The sequence below is a fragment of the Escherichia sp. TC-EC600-tetX4 genome (genome assembly GCF_019356055.1).
In the GTDB taxonomy this organism is placed as follows: Bacteria; Pseudomonadota; Gammaproteobacteria; order Enterobacterales; family Enterobacteriaceae.
In genome coordinates this window covers 4,465,300-4,484,677 of sequence record NZ_CP079924.1, presented here as the reverse complement: position 1 = coordinate 4,484,677, position 19,378 = coordinate 4,465,300, and the positions used below count along the sequence as shown (strand labels likewise).

Here is a 19,378-nt window from a genome sequence, read left to right as displayed (position 1 = left end):
CAAATCTGTATATATACCCAGCTTTTTGGCGGAGGGCGTTGCGCTTCTCCGCCCAACCTATTTTTACGCGGCGGTGCCAATGGACGTTTCTTACCTGCTCGACAGCCTTAATGACAAACAGCGCGAAGCGGTGGCCGCGCCACGCAGCAACCTTCTGGTGCTGGCGGGCGCGGGCAGTGGTAAGACGCGCGTACTGGTGCATCGTATCGCCTGGTTGATGAGCGTGGAAAACTGCTCGCCATACTCGATTATGGCGGTGACGTTTACCAACAAAGCGGCGGCGGAGATGCGTCATCGTATCGGGCAACTGATGGGCACGAGCCAGGGCGGTATGTGGGTCGGCACCTTCCACGGGCTGGCGCACCGTTTGCTGCGTGCGCACCATATGGACGCCAATCTGCCGCAGGATTTCCAGATCCTCGACAGTGAAGACCAGCTACGCCTGCTTAAGCGTCTGATCAAAGCCATGAACCTCGACGAGAAGCAGTGGCCGCCGCGGCAGGCAATGTGGTACATCAACAGCCAGAAAGATGAAGGCCTGCGTCCGCATCATATTCAAAGCTACGGTAATCCGGTGGAGCAGACCTGGCAGAAGGTGTATCAGGCGTATCAGGAAGCGTGTGACCGCGCGGGCCTGGTGGACTTCGCCGAGCTGCTGCTGCGCGCTCACGAGTTGTGGCTTAACAAGCCGCATATCCTGCAACACTACCGCGAACGTTTTACCAATATCCTGGTGGACGAATTCCAGGATACCAACAACATTCAGTACGCGTGGATCCGCCTGCTGGCGGGCGACACCGGCAAAGTGATGATCGTCGGTGATGACGACCAGTCAATCTACGGCTGGCGCGGGGCGCAGGTGGAGAATATTCAGCGTTTCCTTAATGATTTCCCCGGTGCCGAAACTATTCGTCTGGAGCAAAACTACCGCTCTACCAGCAATATTCTGAGCGCCGCTAACGCCCTGATTGAAAACAATAACGGGCGTCTGGGTAAAAAACTGTGGACCGATGGCGCGGACGGTGAGCCTATTTCCCTCTATTGCGCTTTTAACGAACTCGATGAAGCGCGTTTTGTGGTTAACCGCATCAAAACCTGGCAGGACAACGGCGGAGCGCTTGCCGAGTGCGCCATTCTCTACCGCAGCAACGCCCAGTCGCGGGTGCTCGAAGAGGCGTTATTGCAGGCCAGTATGCCGTACCGTATTTACGGCGGGATGCGCTTCTTCGAACGCCAGGAAATCAAAGATGCGCTCTCGTATCTGCGCCTGATTGCCAACCGCAACGACGACGCGGCCTTTGAGCGTGTGGTGAATACGCCAACGCGGGGTATTGGTGACCGGACGCTGGACGTGGTACGTCAGACATCGCGCGATCGCCAGTTAACACTCTGGCAGGCATGTCGTGAGCTGTTGCAGGAAAAAGCCCTCGCCGGGCGAGCTGCCAGCGCCTTGCAGCGATTTATGGAATTAATCGACGCCTTAGCGCAGGAAACTGCCGATATGCCGCTGCATGTACAGACTGACCGGGTAATTAAAGACTCCGGCCTGCGTACCATGTATGAGCAGGAGAAGGGCGAAAAAGGTCAGACGCGTATCGAAAACTTAGAGGAACTGGTGACGGCAACGCGCCAGTTCAGCTACAACGAAGAAGACGAAGATTTAATGCCGCTGCAGGCGTTCCTCTCCCATGCGGCACTGGAAGCAGGTGAAGGGCAGGCGGATACCTGGCAGGATGCGGTGCAGTTGATGACGCTACACTCGGCGAAAGGCCTGGAGTTCCCGCAGGTGTTTATCGTTGGTATGGAAGAGGGCATGTTCCCAAGCCAGATGTCGCTGGATGAAGGCGGGCGTCTGGAAGAAGAACGCCGTCTGGCCTACGTTGGCGTAACCCGCGCGATGCAGAAACTGACGCTGACCTACGCGGAAACCCGCCGTCTGTATGGTAAAGAGGTTTACCATCGCCCGTCGCGCTTTATCGGCGAGCTGCCGGAAGAGTGTGTGGAAGAGGTGCGCCTGCGCGCCACGGTAAGCCGCCCGGTCAGCCATCAGCGGATGGGTACGCCGATGGTCGAGAACGACAGCGGCTACAAGCTCGGCCAGCGCGTACGCCACGCTAAGTTTGGTGAAGGCACCATTGTCAATATGGAAGGCAGCGGTGAGCATAGCCGTTTGCAGGTGGCATTTCAGGGCCAGGGTATTAAATGGCTGGTGGCGGCATACGCCCGGCTGGAGTCGGTGTAACGTTGCCGGATGCGGTGCTGCGCACCTTATTTGGCCTAAAAAATCATTCAGATTCAATAAATTGCAACGTCATGTAGGCCGGATAGGGCGTTTACGCCGCATCCGGCATCTGCGCCATCTTCAGTATCTGACACAAAACTATCGTTTTAACCTTTCCGCTCGACGGAAATCATGGTGACAAAAGGATAGCGTTGCCACGGGATTGCCCCGCCTTTCATATACATATGTGAAATCGTGCCATCAAGATAAAGCAGCTGCTCAACGTTCAGTTTCGCTTTGGCATAACAGGCAAAATCATAAAAATTTGTTGCCTGCTGGCTCAACAAAAACACGGCGTTCCCATGTTTATTAATCCCAACACCGTTACGAATTTTGCTTGAGGCGACGTTGGGATGAATACGCGGATTAATTACACCGTTTTCCATCAACATTGGCCCTGACTGCACCGCAAACTGAATCTCTTTACTGGTTTTGAAGGCATCCAGACGAACGATGCCGACTTTATCTCCCGCGACATAAAACACGCCGCCAGGACGGATAAAGAAATTCCCTTCACCTGAAGCGAGATTTAACGCCACCTTCTGCTGACCGTTTTCGATGTACAAACCGAGCGGCGCATAGCTTTCATCATAGATGCCGCCGTTCATCGCCATCTGCACCTGACCCTGACTATTAATATCCGCCAGCAGAGCATGTAACGTTCCCCACGCTTCGCCATTGGCTTTTTGCCAGTACATTTTCACCCGCTCTGTTTGAGGATTAACGGTATACGCCTGTACGGTCAGCGTCGGATCTGAGAGTGCGCAATCATCAGCGGCAACAGCAAACAAGGGAAGTAAGGTGAGGGCGAGAAAAATCCGTTTGAGATTCAAGGTGATCATTCCTTTACCAATGAGTAGCTGATGCGCCATTATAGGTCCTGGATGTGGGATTTTTTTATCCTGTTAGCGACCTTGACGAGTACCAAAAAGCGCGAAGTTCAACTATTGTTCTGTGGTGTTCTGTTGCGTGTTGACGGCAAAATTTTGCTGGCGTAACATGCGCGCACGATCACTCTAAGAGGACATTCGCCTTGGACACACCCAGTAGATACTGGCTCACTATCCTGTCATCCAGGATCAACTCCTAAGGCTATCCCTTTTTGCTGATAGCCTTAGCGGTTGTCAGCGACCTCAATTTTTCCCGTCGCGCTGAGTCAGGCTGTTTAATGGTCTGAAACCCAATTTGTTTCTGTGTGCCCACCGAACTGTCCGATATTTTAAGCATTGGGAGTCCCGGTCATGCTGAGCGCATTTCAACTGGAAAATAACCGACTGACCCGGCTGGAAGTCGAAGAGTCACAACCCCTTGTAAATGCAGTATGGATTGATCTTGTCGAACCGGACGACGACGAGCGACTGCGCGTACAATCTGAACTTGGCCAGAGCCTGGCAACCCGCCCGGAACTGGAAGACATCGAAGCATCGGCACGTTTCTTTGAAGACGACGACGGCCTGCATATTCACTCCTTCTTCTTCTTTGAAGATGCGGAAGATCACGCCGGTAACTCCACTGTGGCATTTACCATCCGTGATGGTCGTCTGTTTACTCTGCGTGAGCGTGAACTGCCCGCTTTTCGTCTGTATCGTATGCGTGCCCGTAGCCAGTCGATGGTAGACGGTAACGCCTACGAGTTGCTGCTGGATCTGTTCGAAACCAAAATCGAACAGTTGGCAGATGAAATTGAAAATATCTATAGCGACCTGGAGCAGTTGAGCCGGGTGATTATGGAAGGGCATCAGGGCGATGAGTACGACGAGGCGCTCTCCACTCTGGCGGAACTGGAAGATATCGGCTGGAAAGTTCGCCTGTGTCTGATGGATACCCAGCGCGCGCTCAACTTCCTGGTGCGTAAAGCGCGTTTACCGGGTGGGCAACTGGAGCAGGCGCGTGAAATCCTGCGAGATATCGAATCCCTGCTGCCGCATAACGAATCCCTGTTCCAGAAGGTGAACTTCCTGATGCAGGCGGCAATGGGTTTTATCAACATCGAGCAGAACCGCATCATCAAAATCTTCTCGGTGGTATCCGTGGTATTCCTGCCGCCGACGCTCGTTGCTTCCAGCTATGGCATGAACTTTGAGTTTATGCCAGAACTGAAGTGGAGCTTCGGCTACCCTGGCGCGATTATCTTTATGATCCTCGCGGGCCTGGCACCGTATCTGTACTTTAAGCGGAAGAACTGGTTGTAAAAAACGAGAGCGGTGGCTTAGTCTGGCTAAGCCACCTGTTATTCAAAGGCTCCAGGTATTTAACCCTTTTACCTCTTTCTCATAGAACCATTTGTTTGTGTTAACAGCAACATAGGCTGCTACGGCAATTCCCAGAATGTTAACGCCAATTAGTGCACCAACAAATAGAGATAGAATACCAAGTAATAGAACTATAATTGCTTTTTTCCATAACCCCAGGACAAATAAATATATCCAGGAACAGAAGAAAGCAATGAAATTCATTTGAATAGTTAAGCGTTGTCTTACTTTTAATGCTTTAAATGCTGCTTTATATTCTGGTGTTGCCCCCCAGAATCCAGGAAAACCATGTTGATCATAAAAATTAAATCGGTATTTCCATTTTTCACTTAATGAACCATCGTTCATATATTCCTTACTCATAAATACTCCATAACTATTGTTTTGATGAATCAGTAGGTGCAAGCATTAGCATACTGAAAGTGGAAAAATAACAAATCAAAAAAATCATCGAACCATTGCCTGAACAGGCAAAATCTTCGGCTATCATTGTGATGATAGAGATGATATATACTGCTAATGTACCAAAAACATAAGTTTTTATATAGATGAAACCACTATCACGGAGTCGCTGGCAATTCATGTTGATGACGAGATAATGGAGTACGATGGTAGAGACTATAACAAGAAAGCCTGCTTCTCCATCGTTAAAAAAGATAATAAGAAAGGCAAAAATGAAATTTATTAAAATAAATGAAAATATATAACGACGTCTGGAAATCTTACCGTTAGATGTTGGGATAAATATACGTAACATAAATTTTACATCCTTGTATGAGTCTCCGGTCAGCATGGCAATATGCCCACTCTCATGCAAGAGTCGGCATATTTTTTCAGAATATATTTATTTTTTATTTGGACGTTCTACGCTGCGTATAAATCGCATCCATCACAAAAATTGCCAGCGCCACCCAAATAAAGGCGAAAGTCACCATCTTATCGGCACCCGGTTTTTCACCATAAAACGTCACAGCCAGCAGGAACATCAGCGTCGGGCCAATGTACTGGAAAAAGCCTAACGTTGAGAGACGCAAGCGCGTGGCAGCGGCGGTAAAACACAACAGCGGTACGGTAGTGACAATACCGGCGGCGATCAGCAGTAAATTCAGCGACATCGGGTTTTGCCCCATATGGCTGGTTGAGCTGTCGGCAATAGCAAACAGGTAAATTGCCGCCACGGGCAGCAGCCACATGGTTTCGATTAACATGCCGGTTTGCGCTTCAACGGCAATCTTCTTGCGTACCAGACCGTAGAAGGCAAAACTAAATGCCAGTCCCAGCGCGATAATAGGTAGCGAACCAAAAGTCCACAGCTGGACTAACACGCCACATATCGCCAGAATCACCGCCAGCCATTGCATCCGGCGGAATCGCTCGCCGAGGAAAATCATCCCCAGCACAATGTTCACCAGCGGGTTAATAAAGTAACCAAGGCTCGCTTCCAGCATATGGTGATTGTTCACCGCCCAGATAAACAGTAGCCAGTTGCCACCAATCAGCACGGCAGAGACTGCCAGCATAAAAATTTTCTGTGGCGTCTGAATCAGCGTTTTTAAATAGGACCACTGGCGGCAAATGCTCATCAGCACCACCATAAAGAAAAACGACCAGATCACGCGATGCGTCAGGATTTCATCGGCGGGCACGTAGTAAATCAACTTGAAGTACGCTGGCGCTATACCCCAAATAAAATAAGCGGCAAGAGCGAGTAATACGCCCTGCCGCGTTTGTTTTGCATCCATCGGGAATACTCATTTTTAATTGGTAACAGCAGTTTACCTGCTTTTATGTCTTCAACCTACCATATAGGTGGCGGTGGCACTGGCAATATAAAGCTGTTCTTCATTGTGTAATTCAACGCGGGCGACGGCGACTTTATTGCCTGCACGCAACAGGCTACTAGTAGCAGTAAAACGCTCGCCCCTGCCTGGGCGCAGATAATCAACGCGAAGATCAATGGTCCCCATCCGCGATAGCCGCTGGCGTAGTTCATCTTCACTGATGGTTTCGTGGCGGGTTAAGGTACTTCCCACGCACACCAGACCGGCGGCGACATCCAGCGCCGACGCAATGACCCCGCCGTGCAAAATGCTTTGCGCCCAGTTGCCCACCATCATTGGCTGATTTTTAAAGGCCAGCTGTGCGAACTCTTTTTCGTAACGCTCCAGTTCCATCCCCAATGCGCGGTTAAATGGCATGTGATAAACAAACATCTCACCCACTAATTTCAGGGCTTGTTCAGCGGTCAGTACGGCAGACATATCATCCTTACACTTCATTGGTTAATGAAATGTTGATTTTATGCTTCTTTGTTGTTGGTTTCTACTTTAGGAAGGGATAACTAACGGCTATGGAGTTAAGTATGTAAAATAGCCCGCAGAAAAATATTCACCTTATCAATAATTCGTTACGGAGAACACGACCGATGCGGACTCTGCAGGGCTGGTTGTTGCCGGTGTTTATGTTGCCTATGGCAGTATATGCACAAGAGGCAACGGTGAAAGAGGTGCATGACGCGCCAGCGGTGCGTGGCAGTATTATCGCCAATATGCTGCAGGAGCATGACAATCCGTTCACGCTCTATCCTTATGACACCAACTACCTCATTTACACCCAAACCAGCGATCTGAATAAAGAAGCGATTGCCAGTTACGACTGGGCGGAAAATGCGCGTAAGGATGAAGTAAAGTTTCAGTTGAGCCTGGCATTTCCGCTGTGGCGTGGGATTTTAGGCCCGAACTCGGTGTTGGGTGCGTCTTATACGCAAAAATCCTGGTGGCAACTGTCCAATAGCGAAGAGTCTTCACCGTTTCGTGAAACCAACTACGAACCGCAATTGTTCCTCGGTTTTGCCACCGATTACCGTTTTGCAGGTTGGACGCTGCGCGATGTGGAGATGGGGTATAACCACGACTCTAACGGGCGTTCCGACCCGACCTCCCGCAGCTGGAACCGCCTTTATACTCGCCTGATGGCAGAAAACGGTAACTGGCTGGTAGAAGTGAAGCCGTGGTATGTGGTGGGTAATACTGACGATAACCCGGATATCACCAAATATATGGGTTACTACCAGCTTAAAATCGGCTATCACCTCGGTGATGCGGTGCTCAGTGCGAAAGGACAGTACAACTGGAACACCGGCTACGGCGGCGCGGAGTTAGGCTTAAGTTACCCGATCACCAAACATGTGCGCCTTTATACTCAGGTTTACAGCGGCTATGGCGAATCGCTCATCGACTATAACTTCAACCAGACCCGTGTCGGTGTGGGGGTTATGCTAAACGATTTGTTTTGATGAACGGTTGAGTGGTTGGCAAATCTGGAATCCAGCATCCAGGATTACCCTCTCAGAGACTAAAAGCATTGCAGTTTCTCGCGCAGGCGCTGAAAATAGCGCCTGTTTTTATTTCAGGCAATCGGGGTGAATGTGGCGCAGGCGGAAGTGTTGAATCTGGAGTCCGGAGCTAAACAGGTTTTACAAGAAACCTTTGGCTACCAACAGTTTCGCCCCGGCCAGGAAGAAATTATCGACACTGTGCTTTCCGGCCGCGATTGCCTCGTCGTCATGCCCACTGGTGGCGGAAAATCCCTTTGCTATCAAATCCCTGCCTTATTGCTAAACGGCCTTACCGTGGTTGTTTCACCGCTGATTTCGTTGATGAAAGATCAGGTGGATCAACTGCAAGCCAACGGCGTGGCGGCGGCGTGCCTTAACTCGACGCAAACCCGCGAACAGCAACTTGAAGTGATGACAGGCTGCCGCACCGGGCAAATTCGTCTGCTTTATATCGCCCCGGAACGCCTGATGCTGGATAACTTTCTTGAGCATCTGGCGCACTGGAATCCGGTGTTATTAGCCGTTGATGAAGCGCACTGTATCTCCCAATGGGGCCACGATTTCCGCCCGGAATATGCCGCGCTCGGTCAGTTGCGCCAGCGGTTCCCGACGCTGCCGTTTATGGCGCTGACCGCCACAGCCGACGACACCACGCGCCAGGATATCGTGCGCCTGCTGGGGCTGAACGATCCGCTGATTCAAATCAGCAGTTTTGACCGTCCGAATATTCGCTACATGCTGATGGAGAAGTTCAAACCGCTCGATCAGTTGATGCGCTACGTGCAGGAACAGCGCGGTAAGTCAGGCATTATCTACTGCAACAGCCGCGCGAAAGTAGAAGACACCGCTGCGCGCCTGCAAAGCAAGGGAATTAGCGCGGCGGCCTATCATGCCGGGCTGGAAAATAATGTTCGCGCCGATGTGCAGGAAAAATTCCAGCGCGATGACCTGCAAATTGTGGTGGCGACGGTGGCGTTCGGCATGGGCATCAATAAACCAAACGTTCGCTTCGTGGTCCACTTTGATATTCCGCGCAATATCGAATCCTATTATCAGGAAACCGGACGCGCCGGGCGTGATGGCCTGCCCGCGGAAGCGATGCTGTTTTACGATCCGGCTGATATGGCGTGGCTGCGCCGTTGTCTGGAAGAGAAGCCGCAGGGGCAGTTGCAGGATATCGAGCGCCACAAACTCAATGCGATGGGCGCGTTTGCCGAAGCGCAAACTTGCCGTCGTCTGGTATTGCTGAACTATTTTGGCGAAGGGCGTCAGGAGCCGTGCGGGAACTGCGATATCTGCCTCGATCCGCCGAAACAGTACGACGGTTCAACCGATGCTCAGATTGCCCTTTCCACCATTGGTCGTGTGAATCAGCGGTTTGGGATGGGTTATGTGGTGGAAGTGATTCGTGGTGCTAATAACCAGCGTATCCGCGACTATGGTCATGACAAACTGAAAGTCTATGGCATGGGCCGTGATAAAAGCCATGAACATTGGGTGAGCGTGATCCGCCAGCTGATTCACCTCGGCCTGGTGACGCAAAATATTGCCCAGCATTCTGCCCTACAACTGACAGAGGCCGCGCGCCCGGTGCTGCGCGGCGAATCCTCTTTGCAACTTGCCGTGCCGCGTATCGTGGCGCTCAAACCGAAAGCGATGCAGAAATCGTTCGGCGGCAACTATGATCGCAAACTGTTCGCCAAATTACGCAAACTGCGTAAATCGATAGCCGATGAAAGTAATGTCCCGCCGTACGTGGTGTTTAACGACGCAACCTTGATTGAGATGGCTGAACAGATGCCGATCACCGCCAGCGAAATGCTCAGCGTTAACGGCGTTGGGATGCGCAAGCTGGAACGCTTTGGCAAACCGTTTATGGCGCTGATTCGTGCGCATGTTGATGGCGATGACGAAGAGTAGTCAGCAGCATAAAAAAGTGCCAGTATGAAGACTCCGTAAACGTTTCCCCCGCGAGTCAAATGTATGTTGATGTTATTTCTCACCGTCGCCATGGTGCACATTGTGGCGCTTATGAGCCCCGGTCCCGATTTCTTTTTTGTCTCTCAGACCGCTGTCAGTCGTTCCCGTAAAGAAGCGATGATGGGCGTGCTGGGCATTACCTGCGGCGTAATGGTTTGGGCTGGGATTGCGCTGCTTGGCCTGCATTTGATTATCGAAAAAATGGCCTGGCTGCATACGCTGATTATGGTGGGCGGTGGCCTGTATCTCTGCTGGATGGGTTACCAGATGCTACGTGGTGCACTGAAAAAAGAGGCGGTTTCTGCACCTGCGCCACAGGTCGAGCTGGCGAAAAGTGGGCGCAGTTTCCTGAAAGGTTTACTGACCAATCTCGCTAATCCGAAAGCGATTATCTACTTTGGCTCGGTGTTCTCATTGTTTGTCGGTGATAACGTTGGCACTACCGCGCGCTGGGGCATTTTTGCGCTGATCATTGTCGAAACGCTGGCGTGGTTTACCGTCGTTGCCAGCCTGTTTGCCCTGCCGCAAATGCGCCGTGGTTATCAACGTCTGGCGAAGTGGATTGATGGTTTTGCCGGGGCGTTATTTGCCGGATTTGGCATTCATTTGATTATTTCGCGGTGATGCCAGACGCGTCTTCAGAGTAAGTCGGATAAGGCGTTTACGCCGCATCCGACATTATTTTTCACGCATGCCTCGCCGATGCTAACAGCGCTCCCACCAGCATAAACAACGAGCCGAAAATCTTATTCAGCGCCTTCATCTGCTTTGGTCCTTTAATCCATAGAGCAATCCGTTGAGCAAGGGTGGCGTAACCGATCATCACAATAATATCGACCACAATAGTGGTGACGCCGAGCACGATATACTGCATCAGTTGCGGCTGTTGCGGCATGATGAATTGCGGAAATAGCGCCGCCAGAAACACAATACTTTTGGGATTGGTGAGATTCACAAAAACTGCGCGCTGGAACAAATGTCGACGCGATTGAGTAGAGGCCAGCGATTTAAGGTCAATTGCACCAGCGGCGCGCCACTGCTGGATTCCCAGCCAAATCAAGTAAGCCGCGCCTGCCCACTTCAACACTTCAAACGCAATCACTGAGCGGGAAAATAGCGTCCCCAACCCCACGCCAACCAGCACAATATGAATCGCCAGTCCGGTCTGAAGCCCAGCAATAGACGCCACCGCGCCGCGATAACCGTGGTTGAGCGAGGTGGTCATAGTGTTGATTGCACCAGAGCCTGGCGACAGGCTTAAAATGATCGATGTCAGCAGGTAGGCAAACCACCATTCTAAGGTCATGATGAACTCCCGGTGTGTCTATTTTTGTGCCACAATACGCTACTGTCGCAGCGTTGTGTCAGGCACGCTAAAAAAAACGATTTTACGTGGTTTAAGAGGCAGATTACCCGATGTTTCAGCAGCAAAAAGACTGGGAAACAAGAGAAAACGCGTTTGCTGCTTTTACCATGGGACCGCTGACTGATTTCTGGCGTCAGCGTGATGAAGCAGAGTTTACTGGTGTGGATGACATTCCGGTGCGCTTTGTCCGTTTTCGCGCACAGCACCATGACCGGGTGGTAGTCATCTGCCCGGGGCGTATTGAGAGCTACGTAAAATATGCGGAACTGGCCTATGACCTGTTCCATTTGGGGTTTGATGTCTTAATCATCGACCATCGCGGGCAGGGACGTTCCGGTCGCCTGTTAGCCGATCCGCATCTCGGGCATGTTAATCGCTTTAATGATTATGTTGATGATCTGGCGGCATTCTGGCAGCAGGAGGTTCAGCCCGGTCCGTGGCGTAAACGCTATATACTGGCACATTCGATGGGCGGTGCGATCTCCACATTATTTCTGCAACGCCATCCAGGTGTATGTGACGCCATTGCGCTAACTGCGCCAATGTTTGGGATCGTGATTCGTATGCCGTCATTTATGGCACGGCAGATCCTCAACTGGGCCGAAGCGCATCCACGTTTCCGTGATGGCTATGCAATAGGCACCGGGCGCTGGCGCGCGTTGCCGTTTGCTATCAACGTACTGACCCACAGCAGACAGCGATATCGACGTAACTTACGCTTCTATGCTGATGACCCAACGATTCGCGTCGGTGGGCCGACCTACCATTGGGTACGCGAAAGTATTCTGGCTGGCGAACAGGTGTTAGCCGGTGCGGGTGATGACGCCACGCCAACGCTTCTCTTGCAGGCTGAAGAGGAACGCGTGGTGGATAACCGCATGCATGACCGTTTTTGTGAACTCCGCACCGCCGCGGGCCATCCTGTCGAAGGAGGACGGCCGTTGGTAATTAAAGGTGCTTACCATGAGATCCTTTTTGAAAAGGACGCAATGCGCTCAGTCGCGCTCCACGCCATCGTTGATTTTTTCAACAGGCATAACTCACCCAGCGGAAACCGCTCTACAGAGGTTTAAATTTCTTATGTACCAGGTTGTTGCGTCTGATTTAGATGGCACGTTACTTTCTCCCGACCATACGTTATCCCCTTACGCCAAAGAAACTCTGAAGCTGCTCACCGCGCGCGGCATCAACTTTGTGTTTGCGACCGGTCGTCACCACGTTGATGTGGGGCAAATTCGCGATAATCTGGAGATTAAGTCTTACATGATTACCTCCAATGGTGCGCGCGTTCACGATCTGGATGGTAATCTGATTTTTGCTCATAACCTGGATCGCGACATTGCCAGCGATCTGTTTGGCGTAGTCAACGACAATCCGGACATCATTACTAACGTTTATCGCGACGACGAATGGTTTATGAATCGCCATCGCCCGGAAGAGATGCGCTTTTTTAAAGAAGCGGTGTTCCAATATGCGCTGTATGAGCCTGGATTACTGGAGCCGGAAGGCGTCAGCAAAGTGTTCTTCACCTGCGATTCCCATGAACAACTGCTGCCGCTGGAGCAGGCGATTAACGCTCGTTGGGGCGATCGCGTCAACGTCAGTTTCTCTACCTTAACCTGTCTGGAAGTGATGGCGGGCGGCGTTTCAAAAGGCCATGCGCTGGAAGCGGTGGCGAAGAAACTGGGCTACAGCCTGAAGGATTGTATTGCGTTTGGTGACGGGATGAACGACGCCGAAATGCTGTCGATGGCGGGGAAAGGCTGCATTATGGGCAGTGCGCACCAGCGTCTGAAAGACCTTCATCCCGAGCTGGAAGTGATTGGTACTAATGCCGACGACGCGGTGCCGCATTATCTGCGTAAACTCTATTTATCGTAATCGTTCTTTATTTGGTCAGTTGTCAACCTGATACTTCGCTACAATGGATACCCGTTAATCAAAGAGTTTTCCATTGTGGCGCTACTTATCATCACCACGATTCTGTGGGCCTTCTCCTTTAGCTTTTATGGCGAGTACCTTGCGGGGCACGTCGATAGCTATTTTGCGGTGCTGGTGCGCGTTGGCCTGGCGGCACTCGTTTTTCTGCCGTTTCTGCGTACCCGTGGCAATAGCCTGAAAACGGTCGGCCTGTATATGCTGGTGGGCGCGATGCAGCTTGGCGTGATGTATATGCTGAGTTTCCGCGCTTATCTCTACCTGACGGTTTCCGAGCTGCTGCTGTTCACCGTGCTGACGCCGCTCTACATCACGCTGATTTATGACATCATGAGTAAGCGCCGTCTGCGCTGGGGCTATGCCTTTAGCGCCTTGCTGGCGGTGATTGGTGCCGGGATTATTCGCTATGATCAGGTCACCGACCATTTCTGGACTGGCTTGCTGCTGGTGCAACTCTCCAATATCACTTTTGCCATTGGCATGGTGGGTTACAAACGCCTGATGGAAACTCGCCCGATGCCACAGCATAACGCCTTTGCGTGGTTCTATCTTGGCGCGTTTCTGGTGGCAGTGATTGCATGGTTCTTGCTGGGAAATGCGCAGAAAATGCCGCAAACCACGCTGCAATGGGGCATTCTGGTGTTTCTTGGCGTGGTGGCTTCCGGGATTGGCTACTTTATGTGGAACTACGGCGCGACGCAGGTGGACGCCGGAACGCTGGGCATTATGAATAATATGCACGTTCCGGCAGGGCTGCTGGTAAACCTGGCTATCTGGCACCAACAGCCGCACTGGCCAACGTTTATTACAGGCGCGCTGGTGATCCTGGCCTCACTGTGGGTGCATCGTAAGTGGGTCGCTCCGCGCTCTTCACAAACGGCAGATGATCGCAGGCGTGATTGCGCGCTGAGCGAATAAACGCTTCCGTAACTGGCTGACGCTGCTCGCCATCGCGCACGGCGGCGTACAGTCGGCTCCACAAGCCTTCGCCCAGGGTTTTGGTCACCACCAGACCCTGGCGCTCAAAACTCTCTACTACCCAATGCGGTAGCGCGGCAATACCCATCCGCGCGGCAACCATCTGAATCAACAATAAGGTGTTATCGACGCTTTTCAGTGACGGGCTGACGCCTGCCGGCTGAAGAAAATGCCGCCAGACATCCAGTCGACTACGCTGCACCGGATAAATTAATAGCGTCTCGCTGGCGAGATCTTCCGGTGTAATTCGCGTTTTCGCCGCCAGTGGATGGTCAGGTGCTAACACCAGACGCACTTCATAGTCGAACATCGGCGAATAATGCAGGCCACTGCGCGGCAGAATATCGGACGTCATTACCAGATCCAGCTCTCCCTGTTGCAAGGCGGGCTGCGGGTCAAATGTCACGCCCGATTTAAAATCCATCTCTACCTGCGGCCAGTTCTTATGGAAATTTTCTAACGCGGGTGTCAGCCACTGAATACAGCTATGGCACTCAATGGCAATGCGCAGACGCGTCTGCTGCGGTTCATTGCAGGCTTGCAGGGCCTGGCTAATTTGCGGCAGTACCTGGTTTGCCAGTTGCAACAGGATTTCTCCCTGCGGTGTAAAGCGTAGCGGCTGGCTCTTACGCACAAATAGCCGGAAGCCAAGGCGTTGTTCCAGATCGCTAAACTGGTGAGACAGGGCGGATTGCGTCTGATGCAACGTCGCCGCAGCGGCTGCGAGCGAGCCGCAGTTCCGCAACGCTTGTAGCGTTTTCAGGTGTTTTACTTCGATCATGAAAGTCCTTCACTTCGGCATGAATAATTTGCGCTTGAGGAATATACAGTAACCGCCAATTATGGATGTGTAAACATCTGGACGGCTAAAATCCTTCGTCTTTTAAATTTATGGTGCGTTGGCTGCGTTTCTCCACCCCGGTCACTTACTTCAGTAAGCTCCCGGGGATGAATAAACTTGCCGCCTTCCCTAAATTCAAAATCCATAGGATTTACATATAATTAGAGGAAGAAAAAATGACAATATTGAATCACACCCTCGGTTTCCCTCGCGTTGGCCTGCGTCGCGAGCTGAAAAAAGCGCAAGAAAGTTATTGGGCGGGGAACTCCACGCGTGAAGAACTGCTGGCGGTAGGGCGTGAATTGCGTGCTCGTCACTGGGATCAACAAAAGCAAGCGGGTATCGACCTGCTGCCGGTGGGCGATTTTGCCTGGTACGATCATGTACTGACCACCAGTCTGCTGCTGGGTAACGTTCCGGCGCGTCATCAGAACAAAGATGGTTCGGTAGATATCGACACCCTGTTCCGTATTGGTCGTGGACGTGCGCCGACTGGCGAACCTGCGGCGGCAGCGGAAATGACCAAATGGTTTAACACCAACTATCACTACATGGTGCCGGAGTTCGTTAAAGGCCAACAGTTCAAACTGACCTGGACGCAGCTGCTGGACGAAGTGGACGAGGCGCTGGCGCTGGGCCACAAGGTGAAACCTGTGCTGCTGGGGCCGGTTACCTGGCTGTGGCTGGGGAAAGTGAAAGGTGAACAATTTGACCGCCTGAGCCTGCTGAACGACATTCTGCCGGTTTATCAGCAAGTGCTGGCAGAACTGGCGAAACGCGGCATCGAGTGGGTACAGATTGATGAACCCGCGCTGGTACTGGAACTACCACAGGCGTGGCTGGACGCATACAAACCCGCTTACGACGCGCTCCAGGGACAGGTGAAACTGCTGCTGACCACCTATTTTGAAGGCGTAACGCCAAATCTCGACACGATTACTGCGCTGCCTGTTCAGGGTCTGCATGTTGACCTCGTACATGGTAAAGATGACGTTGCTGAACTGCACAAGCGCCTGCCTTCTGACTGGTTGCTGTCTGCGGGTCTGATCAATGGTCGTAACGTCTGGCGCGCCGATCTTACCGAGAAATATGCGCAAATTAAGGACATTGTCGGCAAACGTGATTTGTGGGTGGCATCTTCCTGCTCGTTGCTGCACAGCCCCATCGACCTGAGCGTGGAAACGCGTCTTGATGCAGAAGTGAAAAGCTGGTTTGCCTTCGCCCTACAAAAATGCCATGAACTGGCACTGCTGCGCGATGCGCTGAACAGTGGTGACACGGCAGCTCTGGCAGAGTGGAGCGCCCCGATTCAGGCACGTCGTCACTCTACCCGCGTACATAATCCGGCGGTAGAAAAGCGTCTGGCGGCGATCACCGCCCAGGACAGCCAGCGTGCGAATGTCTATGAAGTGCGTGCTGAAGCCCAGCGTGCGCGTTTTAAACTGCCAGCGTGGCCGACCACCACGATTGGTTCCTTCCCGCAAACCACGGAAATTCGTACCCTGCGTCTGGATTTCAAAAAGGGCAATCTCGACGCCAACAACTACCGCACGGGCATTGCGGAACATATCAAGCAGGCCATTGTTGAGCAGGAACGTTTGGGACTGGATGTGCTGGTACATGGCGAGGCCGAGCGTAATGACATGGTGGAATACTTTGGCGAGCACCTCGACGGATTTGTCTTTACGCAAAACGGTTGGGTACAGAGCTACGGTTCCCGCTGCGTGAAGCCACCGATTGTCATTGGTGACATTAGCCGCCCGGCACCGATTACCGTGGAGTGGGCGAAGTATGCGCAATCGCTGACCGACAAACCGGTGAAAGGGATGCTGACGGGGCCGGTGACCATACTCTGCTGGTCGTTCCCGCGTGAAGATGTCAGCCGTGAAACCATCGCCAAACAGATTGCGCTGGCGCTGCGTGATGAAGTGGCCGATCTGGAAGCCGCTGGAATTGGCATCATCCAGATTGACGAACCGGCGCTGCGCGAAGGTTTACCGCTGCGTCGTAGCGACTGGGATGCGTATCTCCAGTGGGGCGTAGAGGCCTTCCGTATCAACGCCGCCGTGGCGAAAGATGACACACAAATCCACACTCACATGTGTTATTGCGAGTTCAACGACATCATGGATTCGATTGCGGCGCTGGACGCAGACGTCATCACCATCGAAACCTCGCGTTCCGACATGGAGTTGCTGGAGTTGTTTGAAGAGTTTGATTATCCAAATGAAATCGGTCCTGGCGTCTATGACATTCACTCGCCAAACGTACCGAGCGTGGAATGGATTGAAGCCTTGCTGAAGAAAGCGGCAAAACGCATTCCGGCAGAGCGCCTGTGGGTCAACCCGGACTGTGGCCTGAAAACGCGCGGCTGGCCAGAAACCCGCGCGGCACTGGCGAACATGGTGCAGGCGGCGCAGAACTTGCGTCGGGGGTAAAATCCAAACCGGGTGGTAATACCACCCGGTCTTTTCTCATTACAGCGACTTCTTCCCACCATACTGCTTAAACCATTCCAGCATACGCTGCCAGCCATCTTCTGCAGATGCGGCATGATAGCTCGGGCGATAATCAGCGTTGAATGCATGCCCGGCGTCCGGGTACACGATAATCTCTGCTTTCGCATTAGCAGCCCGCAGCGCCTGGCGCATGGTTTCAACGCTCTCCTGCGGAATGCTGTTATCCTGACCACCATATAAGCCGAGAATCGGCGCGTTAAGATCGGTTGCGATATCAACAGGTTGTTTCGGTGAATTCAGCGACTTGTCGCCCGTCAGTTTGCCGTACCACGCCACTGCGGCTTTTAGCTGTGGATTATGCGCGGCATACAGCCAGGTGATACGTCCACCCCAGCAGAATCCGGTGATCATTAAACGATGAACATCGCCGCCGTTGCGGGAAGCCCAACTGGCGACATGATCGAGATCGGCCAGCACCTGCGAGTCAGGCACTTTTGCTACCAGACCGCTAAGCAACGTGGGGATATCGGCAAAATCATTCGGATCGCCTTCGCGGAAGTAAAGTTCAGGTGCGATAGCCAGATACCCCTCCAGCGCCAGACGGCGACAAATGTCGCGGATATGTTCATGCACGCCAAAAATTTCCTGCACTACAATGACCACTGGCAGTGGGCCATCGCTTTGCTTTGGTCTGGCATGGTAAGCAGGCATGTTATCCCCTTGTGAAGGGATAGAGGTGAAGCCCGCCACAATCGCGTCGTCCGGGGTCTGAACGATGGTCGAAGCGAGAGGCGATGCAGCAGGTGCAAATCCAGATTGTTGTGTTGTTGCCATGGTATTCTCCGTACCCTTATAAAAATGTTGCGCAATGTTAACTATAGTCAGCATGCAACAAATCACATTGCCTGAATCGGCTCATCTTTTATGCAGTCCTGCAGAATGAAGGGTGATTTATGTGATTTGCATCACTTTTGGTGGGTAAATTTATGCAACGCATTTGCGTCATGGTGATGAGTATCACGAAAAAATGTTAAACCCTTCGGTAAAGTGTCTTTTTGCTTCTTCTGACTAAACCGATTCACAGAGGAGTTGTATATGTCCAAGTCTGATGTTTTTCATCTCGGCCTCACTAAAAACGATTTACAAGGGGCTACGCTTGCCATCGTCCCTGGCGACCCGGATCGTGTGGAAAAGATCGCCGCGCTGATGGATAAGCCGGTTAAGCTGGCATCTCACCGCGAATTCACTACCTGGCGTGCAGAGCTGGATGGTAAACCTGTTATCGTCTGCTCTACCGGTATCGGCGGCCCGTCTACCTCTATTGCTGTTGAAGAGCTGGCACAGCTGGGCATTCGCACCTTCCTGCGTATCGGTACAACGGGCGCTATTCAGCCGCATATTAATGTGGGTGATGTCCTGGTTACCACGGCGTCTGTCCGTCTGGATGGCGCGAGCCTGCACTTCGCACCGCTGGAATTCCCGGCTGTCGCTGATTTCGAATGTACGACTGCGCTGGTTGAAGCTGCGAAATCCATTGGCGCGACAACTCACGTTGGCGTGACAGCTTCTTCTGATACCTTCTACCCAGGTCAGGAACGTTACGATACTTACTCTGGTCGCGTAGTTCGTCACTTTAAAGGTTCTATGGAAGAGTGGCAGGCGATGGGCGTAATGAACTATGAAATGGAATCTGCAACCCTGCTGACCATGTGTGCAAGTCAGGGCCTGCGTGCCGGTATGGTAGCGGGTGTTATCGTTAACCGCACCCAGCAAGAGATCCCGAATGCTGAGACGATGAAACAAACCGAAAGCCATGCGGTGAAAATCGTGGTGGAAGCGGCGCGTCGTCTGCTGTAATTCTCTTCTCCTGTCTGAAGGCCGACGCGTTCGGCCTTTTGTATTTTTGCGTAGCGCCTCGCAGGAAATGCCTTTCCAACTGGACGTTT

The 19,378-nt window shown here is 52.3% G+C and carries 19 protein-coding genes; 11 read left to right on the top strand and 8 right to left on the bottom strand.

What is annotated here, in order from left to right; genetic code table 11:
- The first annotated feature begins 79 nt into the window (after positions 1-79).
- Positions 80-2,242: a DNA helicase II gene (uvrD, locus tag KXD89_RS21685; RefSeq protein ID WP_000383406.1), complete on the top strand. Its 2,163-nt coding sequence runs from the start codon at positions 80-82 to the stop codon at positions 2,240-2,242.
- A gap of 146 nt (positions 2,243-2,388) precedes the next feature.
- Here uvrD and KXD89_RS21680 read toward each other — a convergent pair whose 3' ends face one another.
- On the bottom strand, positions 2,389-3,153 hold the full coding sequence (locus KXD89_RS21680; RefSeq protein ID WP_000951133.1) for a phosphodiester glycosidase family protein: 765 nt from the start codon (positions 3,151-3,153) through the stop codon (positions 2,389-2,391).
- A 161-nt stretch (positions 3,154-3,314) separates the two neighbouring features.
- Here KXD89_RS21680 and ysgD point away from each other — a divergent pair, with 161 nt between their 5' ends.
- Together ysgD and corA are read left to right on the top strand one after the other, a co-directional pair.
- Complete coding sequence (gene ysgD, locus KXD89_RS21675; protein WP_211180520.1) at positions 3,315-3,371, top strand: protein YsgD; 57 nt, start codon at positions 3,315-3,317, stop codon at positions 3,369-3,371.
- 151 nt (positions 3,372-3,522) lie between these two features.
- A complete protein-coding gene (gene corA / locus KXD89_RS21670) occupies positions 3,523-4,473 on the top strand; it encodes a magnesium/cobalt transporter CorA (RefSeq protein WP_000947159.1) in 951 nt (316 codons plus the stop codon).
- A gap of 42 nt (positions 4,474-4,515) precedes the next feature.
- On the opposite strand, the gene KXD89_RS21665 is transcribed toward corA, so the two are convergent.
- The 4 genes from KXD89_RS21665 to yigI all read right to left on the bottom strand — a co-directional run bounded on the left by KXD89_RS21665 (position 4,516) and on the right by yigI (position 6,794).
- Positions 4,516-4,896 (bottom strand): DUF2628 domain-containing protein, encoded by a 381-nt coding sequence (locus tag KXD89_RS21665; protein ID WP_000032581.1) that lies wholly within the window; start codon positions 4,894-4,896, stop codon positions 4,516-4,518.
- 13 nt (positions 4,897-4,909) lie between these two features.
- Entirely contained in the window at positions 4,910-5,290 is a 381-nt protein-coding gene (gene yigG, locus KXD89_RS21660) for a protein YigG (RefSeq protein ID WP_000944218.1), read from the bottom strand.
- A gap of 94 nt (positions 5,291-5,384) precedes the next feature.
- The gene (gene rarD / locus KXD89_RS21655; RefSeq protein ID WP_000339104.1) at positions 5,385-6,275 is read right to left on the bottom strand and encodes an EamA family transporter RarD; all 891 of its coding nucleotides are present in this window, start codon (positions 6,273-6,275) and stop codon (positions 5,385-5,387) included.
- 51 nt (positions 6,276-6,326) lie between these two features.
- The gene (yigI, locus tag KXD89_RS21650) at positions 6,327-6,794 is read right to left on the bottom strand and encodes an acyl-CoA thioesterase YigI (protein WP_001277142.1); all 468 of its coding nucleotides are present in this window, start codon (positions 6,792-6,794) and stop codon (positions 6,327-6,329) included.
- 164 nt (positions 6,795-6,958) lie between these two features.
- Between yigI and pldA the strand changes: the two genes are divergently transcribed.
- The 3 genes from pldA (at position 6,959) to rhtC (ending at position 10,474) form a co-directional block, all read left to right on the top strand.
- Positions 6,959-7,828, top strand: a complete 870-nt coding sequence (gene pldA, locus KXD89_RS21645) for a phospholipase A (RefSeq protein ID WP_001259700.1) — start codon at positions 6,959-6,961, stop codon at positions 7,826-7,828.
- Positions 7,829-7,960: 132 nt separating this feature from the next.
- The gene (gene recQ, locus KXD89_RS21640) at positions 7,961-9,790 is read left to right on the top strand and encodes an ATP-dependent DNA helicase RecQ (protein ID WP_000035581.1); all 1,830 of its coding nucleotides are present in this window, start codon (positions 7,961-7,963) and stop codon (positions 9,788-9,790) included.
- Positions 9,791-9,853: 63 nt separating this feature from the next.
- The gene (gene rhtC, locus KXD89_RS21635) at positions 9,854-10,474 is read left to right on the top strand and encodes a threonine export protein RhtC (RefSeq protein ID WP_000928824.1); all 621 of its coding nucleotides are present in this window, start codon (positions 9,854-9,856) and stop codon (positions 10,472-10,474) included.
- Positions 10,475-10,535: 61 nt separating this feature from the next.
- Here rhtC and rhtB read toward each other — a convergent pair whose 3' ends face one another.
- A complete protein-coding gene (gene rhtB / locus KXD89_RS21630; protein ID WP_000171710.1) occupies positions 10,536-11,156 on the bottom strand; it encodes a homoserine/homoserine lactone efflux protein in 621 nt (206 codons plus the stop codon).
- A gap of 110 nt (positions 11,157-11,266) precedes the next feature.
- Here rhtB and pldB point away from each other — a divergent pair, with 110 nt between their 5' ends.
- The 3 genes from pldB to bioP all read left to right on the top strand — a co-directional run bounded on the left by pldB (position 11,267) and on the right by bioP (position 14,072).
- Positions 11,267-12,289, top strand: a complete 1,023-nt coding sequence (pldB, locus tag KXD89_RS21625; protein WP_000487654.1) for a lysophospholipase L2 — start codon at positions 11,267-11,269, stop codon at positions 12,287-12,289.
- A gap of 7 nt (positions 12,290-12,296) precedes the next feature.
- Positions 12,297-13,097 carry a sugar/pyridoxal phosphate phosphatase YigL gene (yigL, locus tag KXD89_RS21620; protein ID WP_000285362.1) on the top strand — a complete coding sequence of 267 codons (801 nt, stop codon included), beginning with the start codon at positions 12,297-12,299 and terminating at the stop codon, positions 13,095-13,097.
- Positions 13,098-13,172: 75 nt separating this feature from the next.
- Positions 13,173-14,072 carry a biotin transporter gene (gene bioP, locus KXD89_RS21615; protein ID WP_001196238.1) on the top strand — a complete coding sequence of 300 codons (900 nt, stop codon included), beginning with the start codon at positions 13,173-13,175 and terminating at the stop codon, positions 14,070-14,072.
- On the opposite strand, the gene metR is transcribed toward bioP, so the two are convergent.
- Positions 13,960-14,913, bottom strand: coding sequence for an HTH-type transcriptional regulator MetR (gene metR, locus KXD89_RS21610; protein ID WP_000573621.1), 954 nt, complete (start codon positions 14,911-14,913; stop codon positions 13,960-13,962). The two genes, bioP and metR, sit on opposite strands and share 113 nt — an antisense overlap.
- A gap of 236 nt (positions 14,914-15,149) precedes the next feature.
- On the opposite strand from metR, the gene metE reads away from it, so the two are divergent.
- Positions 15,150-17,411: a 5-methyltetrahydropteroyltriglutamate--homocysteine S-methyltransferase gene (gene metE, locus KXD89_RS21605; RefSeq protein WP_072647351.1), complete on the top strand. Its 2,262-nt coding sequence runs from the start codon at positions 15,150-15,152 to the stop codon at positions 17,409-17,411.
- Between the two features lie 39 nt (positions 17,412-17,450).
- On the opposite strand, the gene KXD89_RS21600 is transcribed toward metE, so the two are convergent.
- Positions 17,451-18,266 (bottom strand): dienelactone hydrolase family protein, encoded by an 816-nt coding sequence (locus tag KXD89_RS21600; RefSeq protein WP_001336442.1) that lies wholly within the window; start codon positions 18,264-18,266, stop codon positions 17,451-17,453.
- A 261-nt stretch (positions 18,267-18,527) separates the two neighbouring features.
- Between KXD89_RS21600 and udp the strand changes: the two genes are divergently transcribed.
- Complete coding sequence (gene udp / locus KXD89_RS21595; RefSeq protein ID WP_000045177.1) at positions 18,528-19,289, top strand: uridine phosphorylase; 762 nt, start codon at positions 18,528-18,530, stop codon at positions 19,287-19,289.
- The last annotated feature ends 89 nt before the right edge of the window (positions 19,290-19,378 follow it).

Excerpts from the sequence above, each read along its gene's own strand:
- yigI (WP_001277142.1), bottom strand. The coding sequence starts at position 6,794 with ATGTCTGCCGTACTGACCGCTGAACAAGCCCTGAAATTAGTGGGTGAG.
- metE (WP_072647351.1), top strand. The coding sequence starts at position 15,150 with ATGACAATATTGAATCACACCCTCGGTTTCCCTCGCGTTGGCCTGCGT.
- corA (WP_000947159.1), top strand. The coding sequence starts at position 3,523 with ATGCTGAGCGCATTTCAACTGGAAAATAACCGACTGACCCGGCTGGAA.
- yigL (WP_000285362.1), top strand. The coding sequence starts at position 12,297 with ATGTACCAGGTTGTTGCGTCTGATTTAGATGGCACGTTACTTTCTCCC.
- KXD89_RS21600 (WP_001336442.1), bottom strand. The coding sequence starts at position 18,266 with ATGGCAACAACACAACAATCTGGATTTGCACCTGCTGCATCGCCTCTC.
- rhtB (WP_000171710.1), bottom strand. The coding sequence starts at position 11,156 with ATGACCTTAGAATGGTGGTTTGCCTACCTGCTGACATCGATCATTTTA.
- rarD (WP_000339104.1), bottom strand. The coding sequence starts at position 6,275 with ATGGATGCAAAACAAACGCGGCAGGGCGTATTACTCGCTCTTGCCGCT.
- udp (WP_000045177.1), top strand. The coding sequence starts at position 18,528 with ATGTCCAAGTCTGATGTTTTTCATCTCGGCCTCACTAAAAACGATTTA.
- pldA (WP_001259700.1), top strand. The coding sequence starts at position 6,959 with ATGCGGACTCTGCAGGGCTGGTTGTTGCCGGTGTTTATGTTGCCTATG.
- KXD89_RS21680 (WP_000951133.1), bottom strand. The coding sequence starts at position 3,153 with ATGGCGCATCAGCTACTCATTGGTAAAGGAATGATCACCTTGAATCTC.
- pldB (WP_000487654.1), top strand. The coding sequence starts at position 11,267 with ATGTTTCAGCAGCAAAAAGACTGGGAAACAAGAGAAAACGCGTTTGCT.
- yigG (WP_000944218.1), bottom strand. The coding sequence starts at position 5,290 with ATGTTACGTATATTTATCCCAACATCTAACGGTAAGATTTCCAGACGT.
- KXD89_RS21665 (WP_000032581.1), bottom strand. The coding sequence starts at position 4,896 with ATGAGTAAGGAATATATGAACGATGGTTCATTAAGTGAAAAATGGAAA.
- rhtC (WP_000928824.1), top strand. The coding sequence starts at position 9,854 with ATGTTGATGTTATTTCTCACCGTCGCCATGGTGCACATTGTGGCGCTT.
- uvrD (WP_000383406.1), top strand. The coding sequence starts at position 80 with ATGGACGTTTCTTACCTGCTCGACAGCCTTAATGACAAACAGCGCGAA.
- metR (WP_000573621.1), bottom strand. The coding sequence starts at position 14,913 with ATGATCGAAGTAAAACACCTGAAAACGCTACAAGCGTTGCGGAACTGC.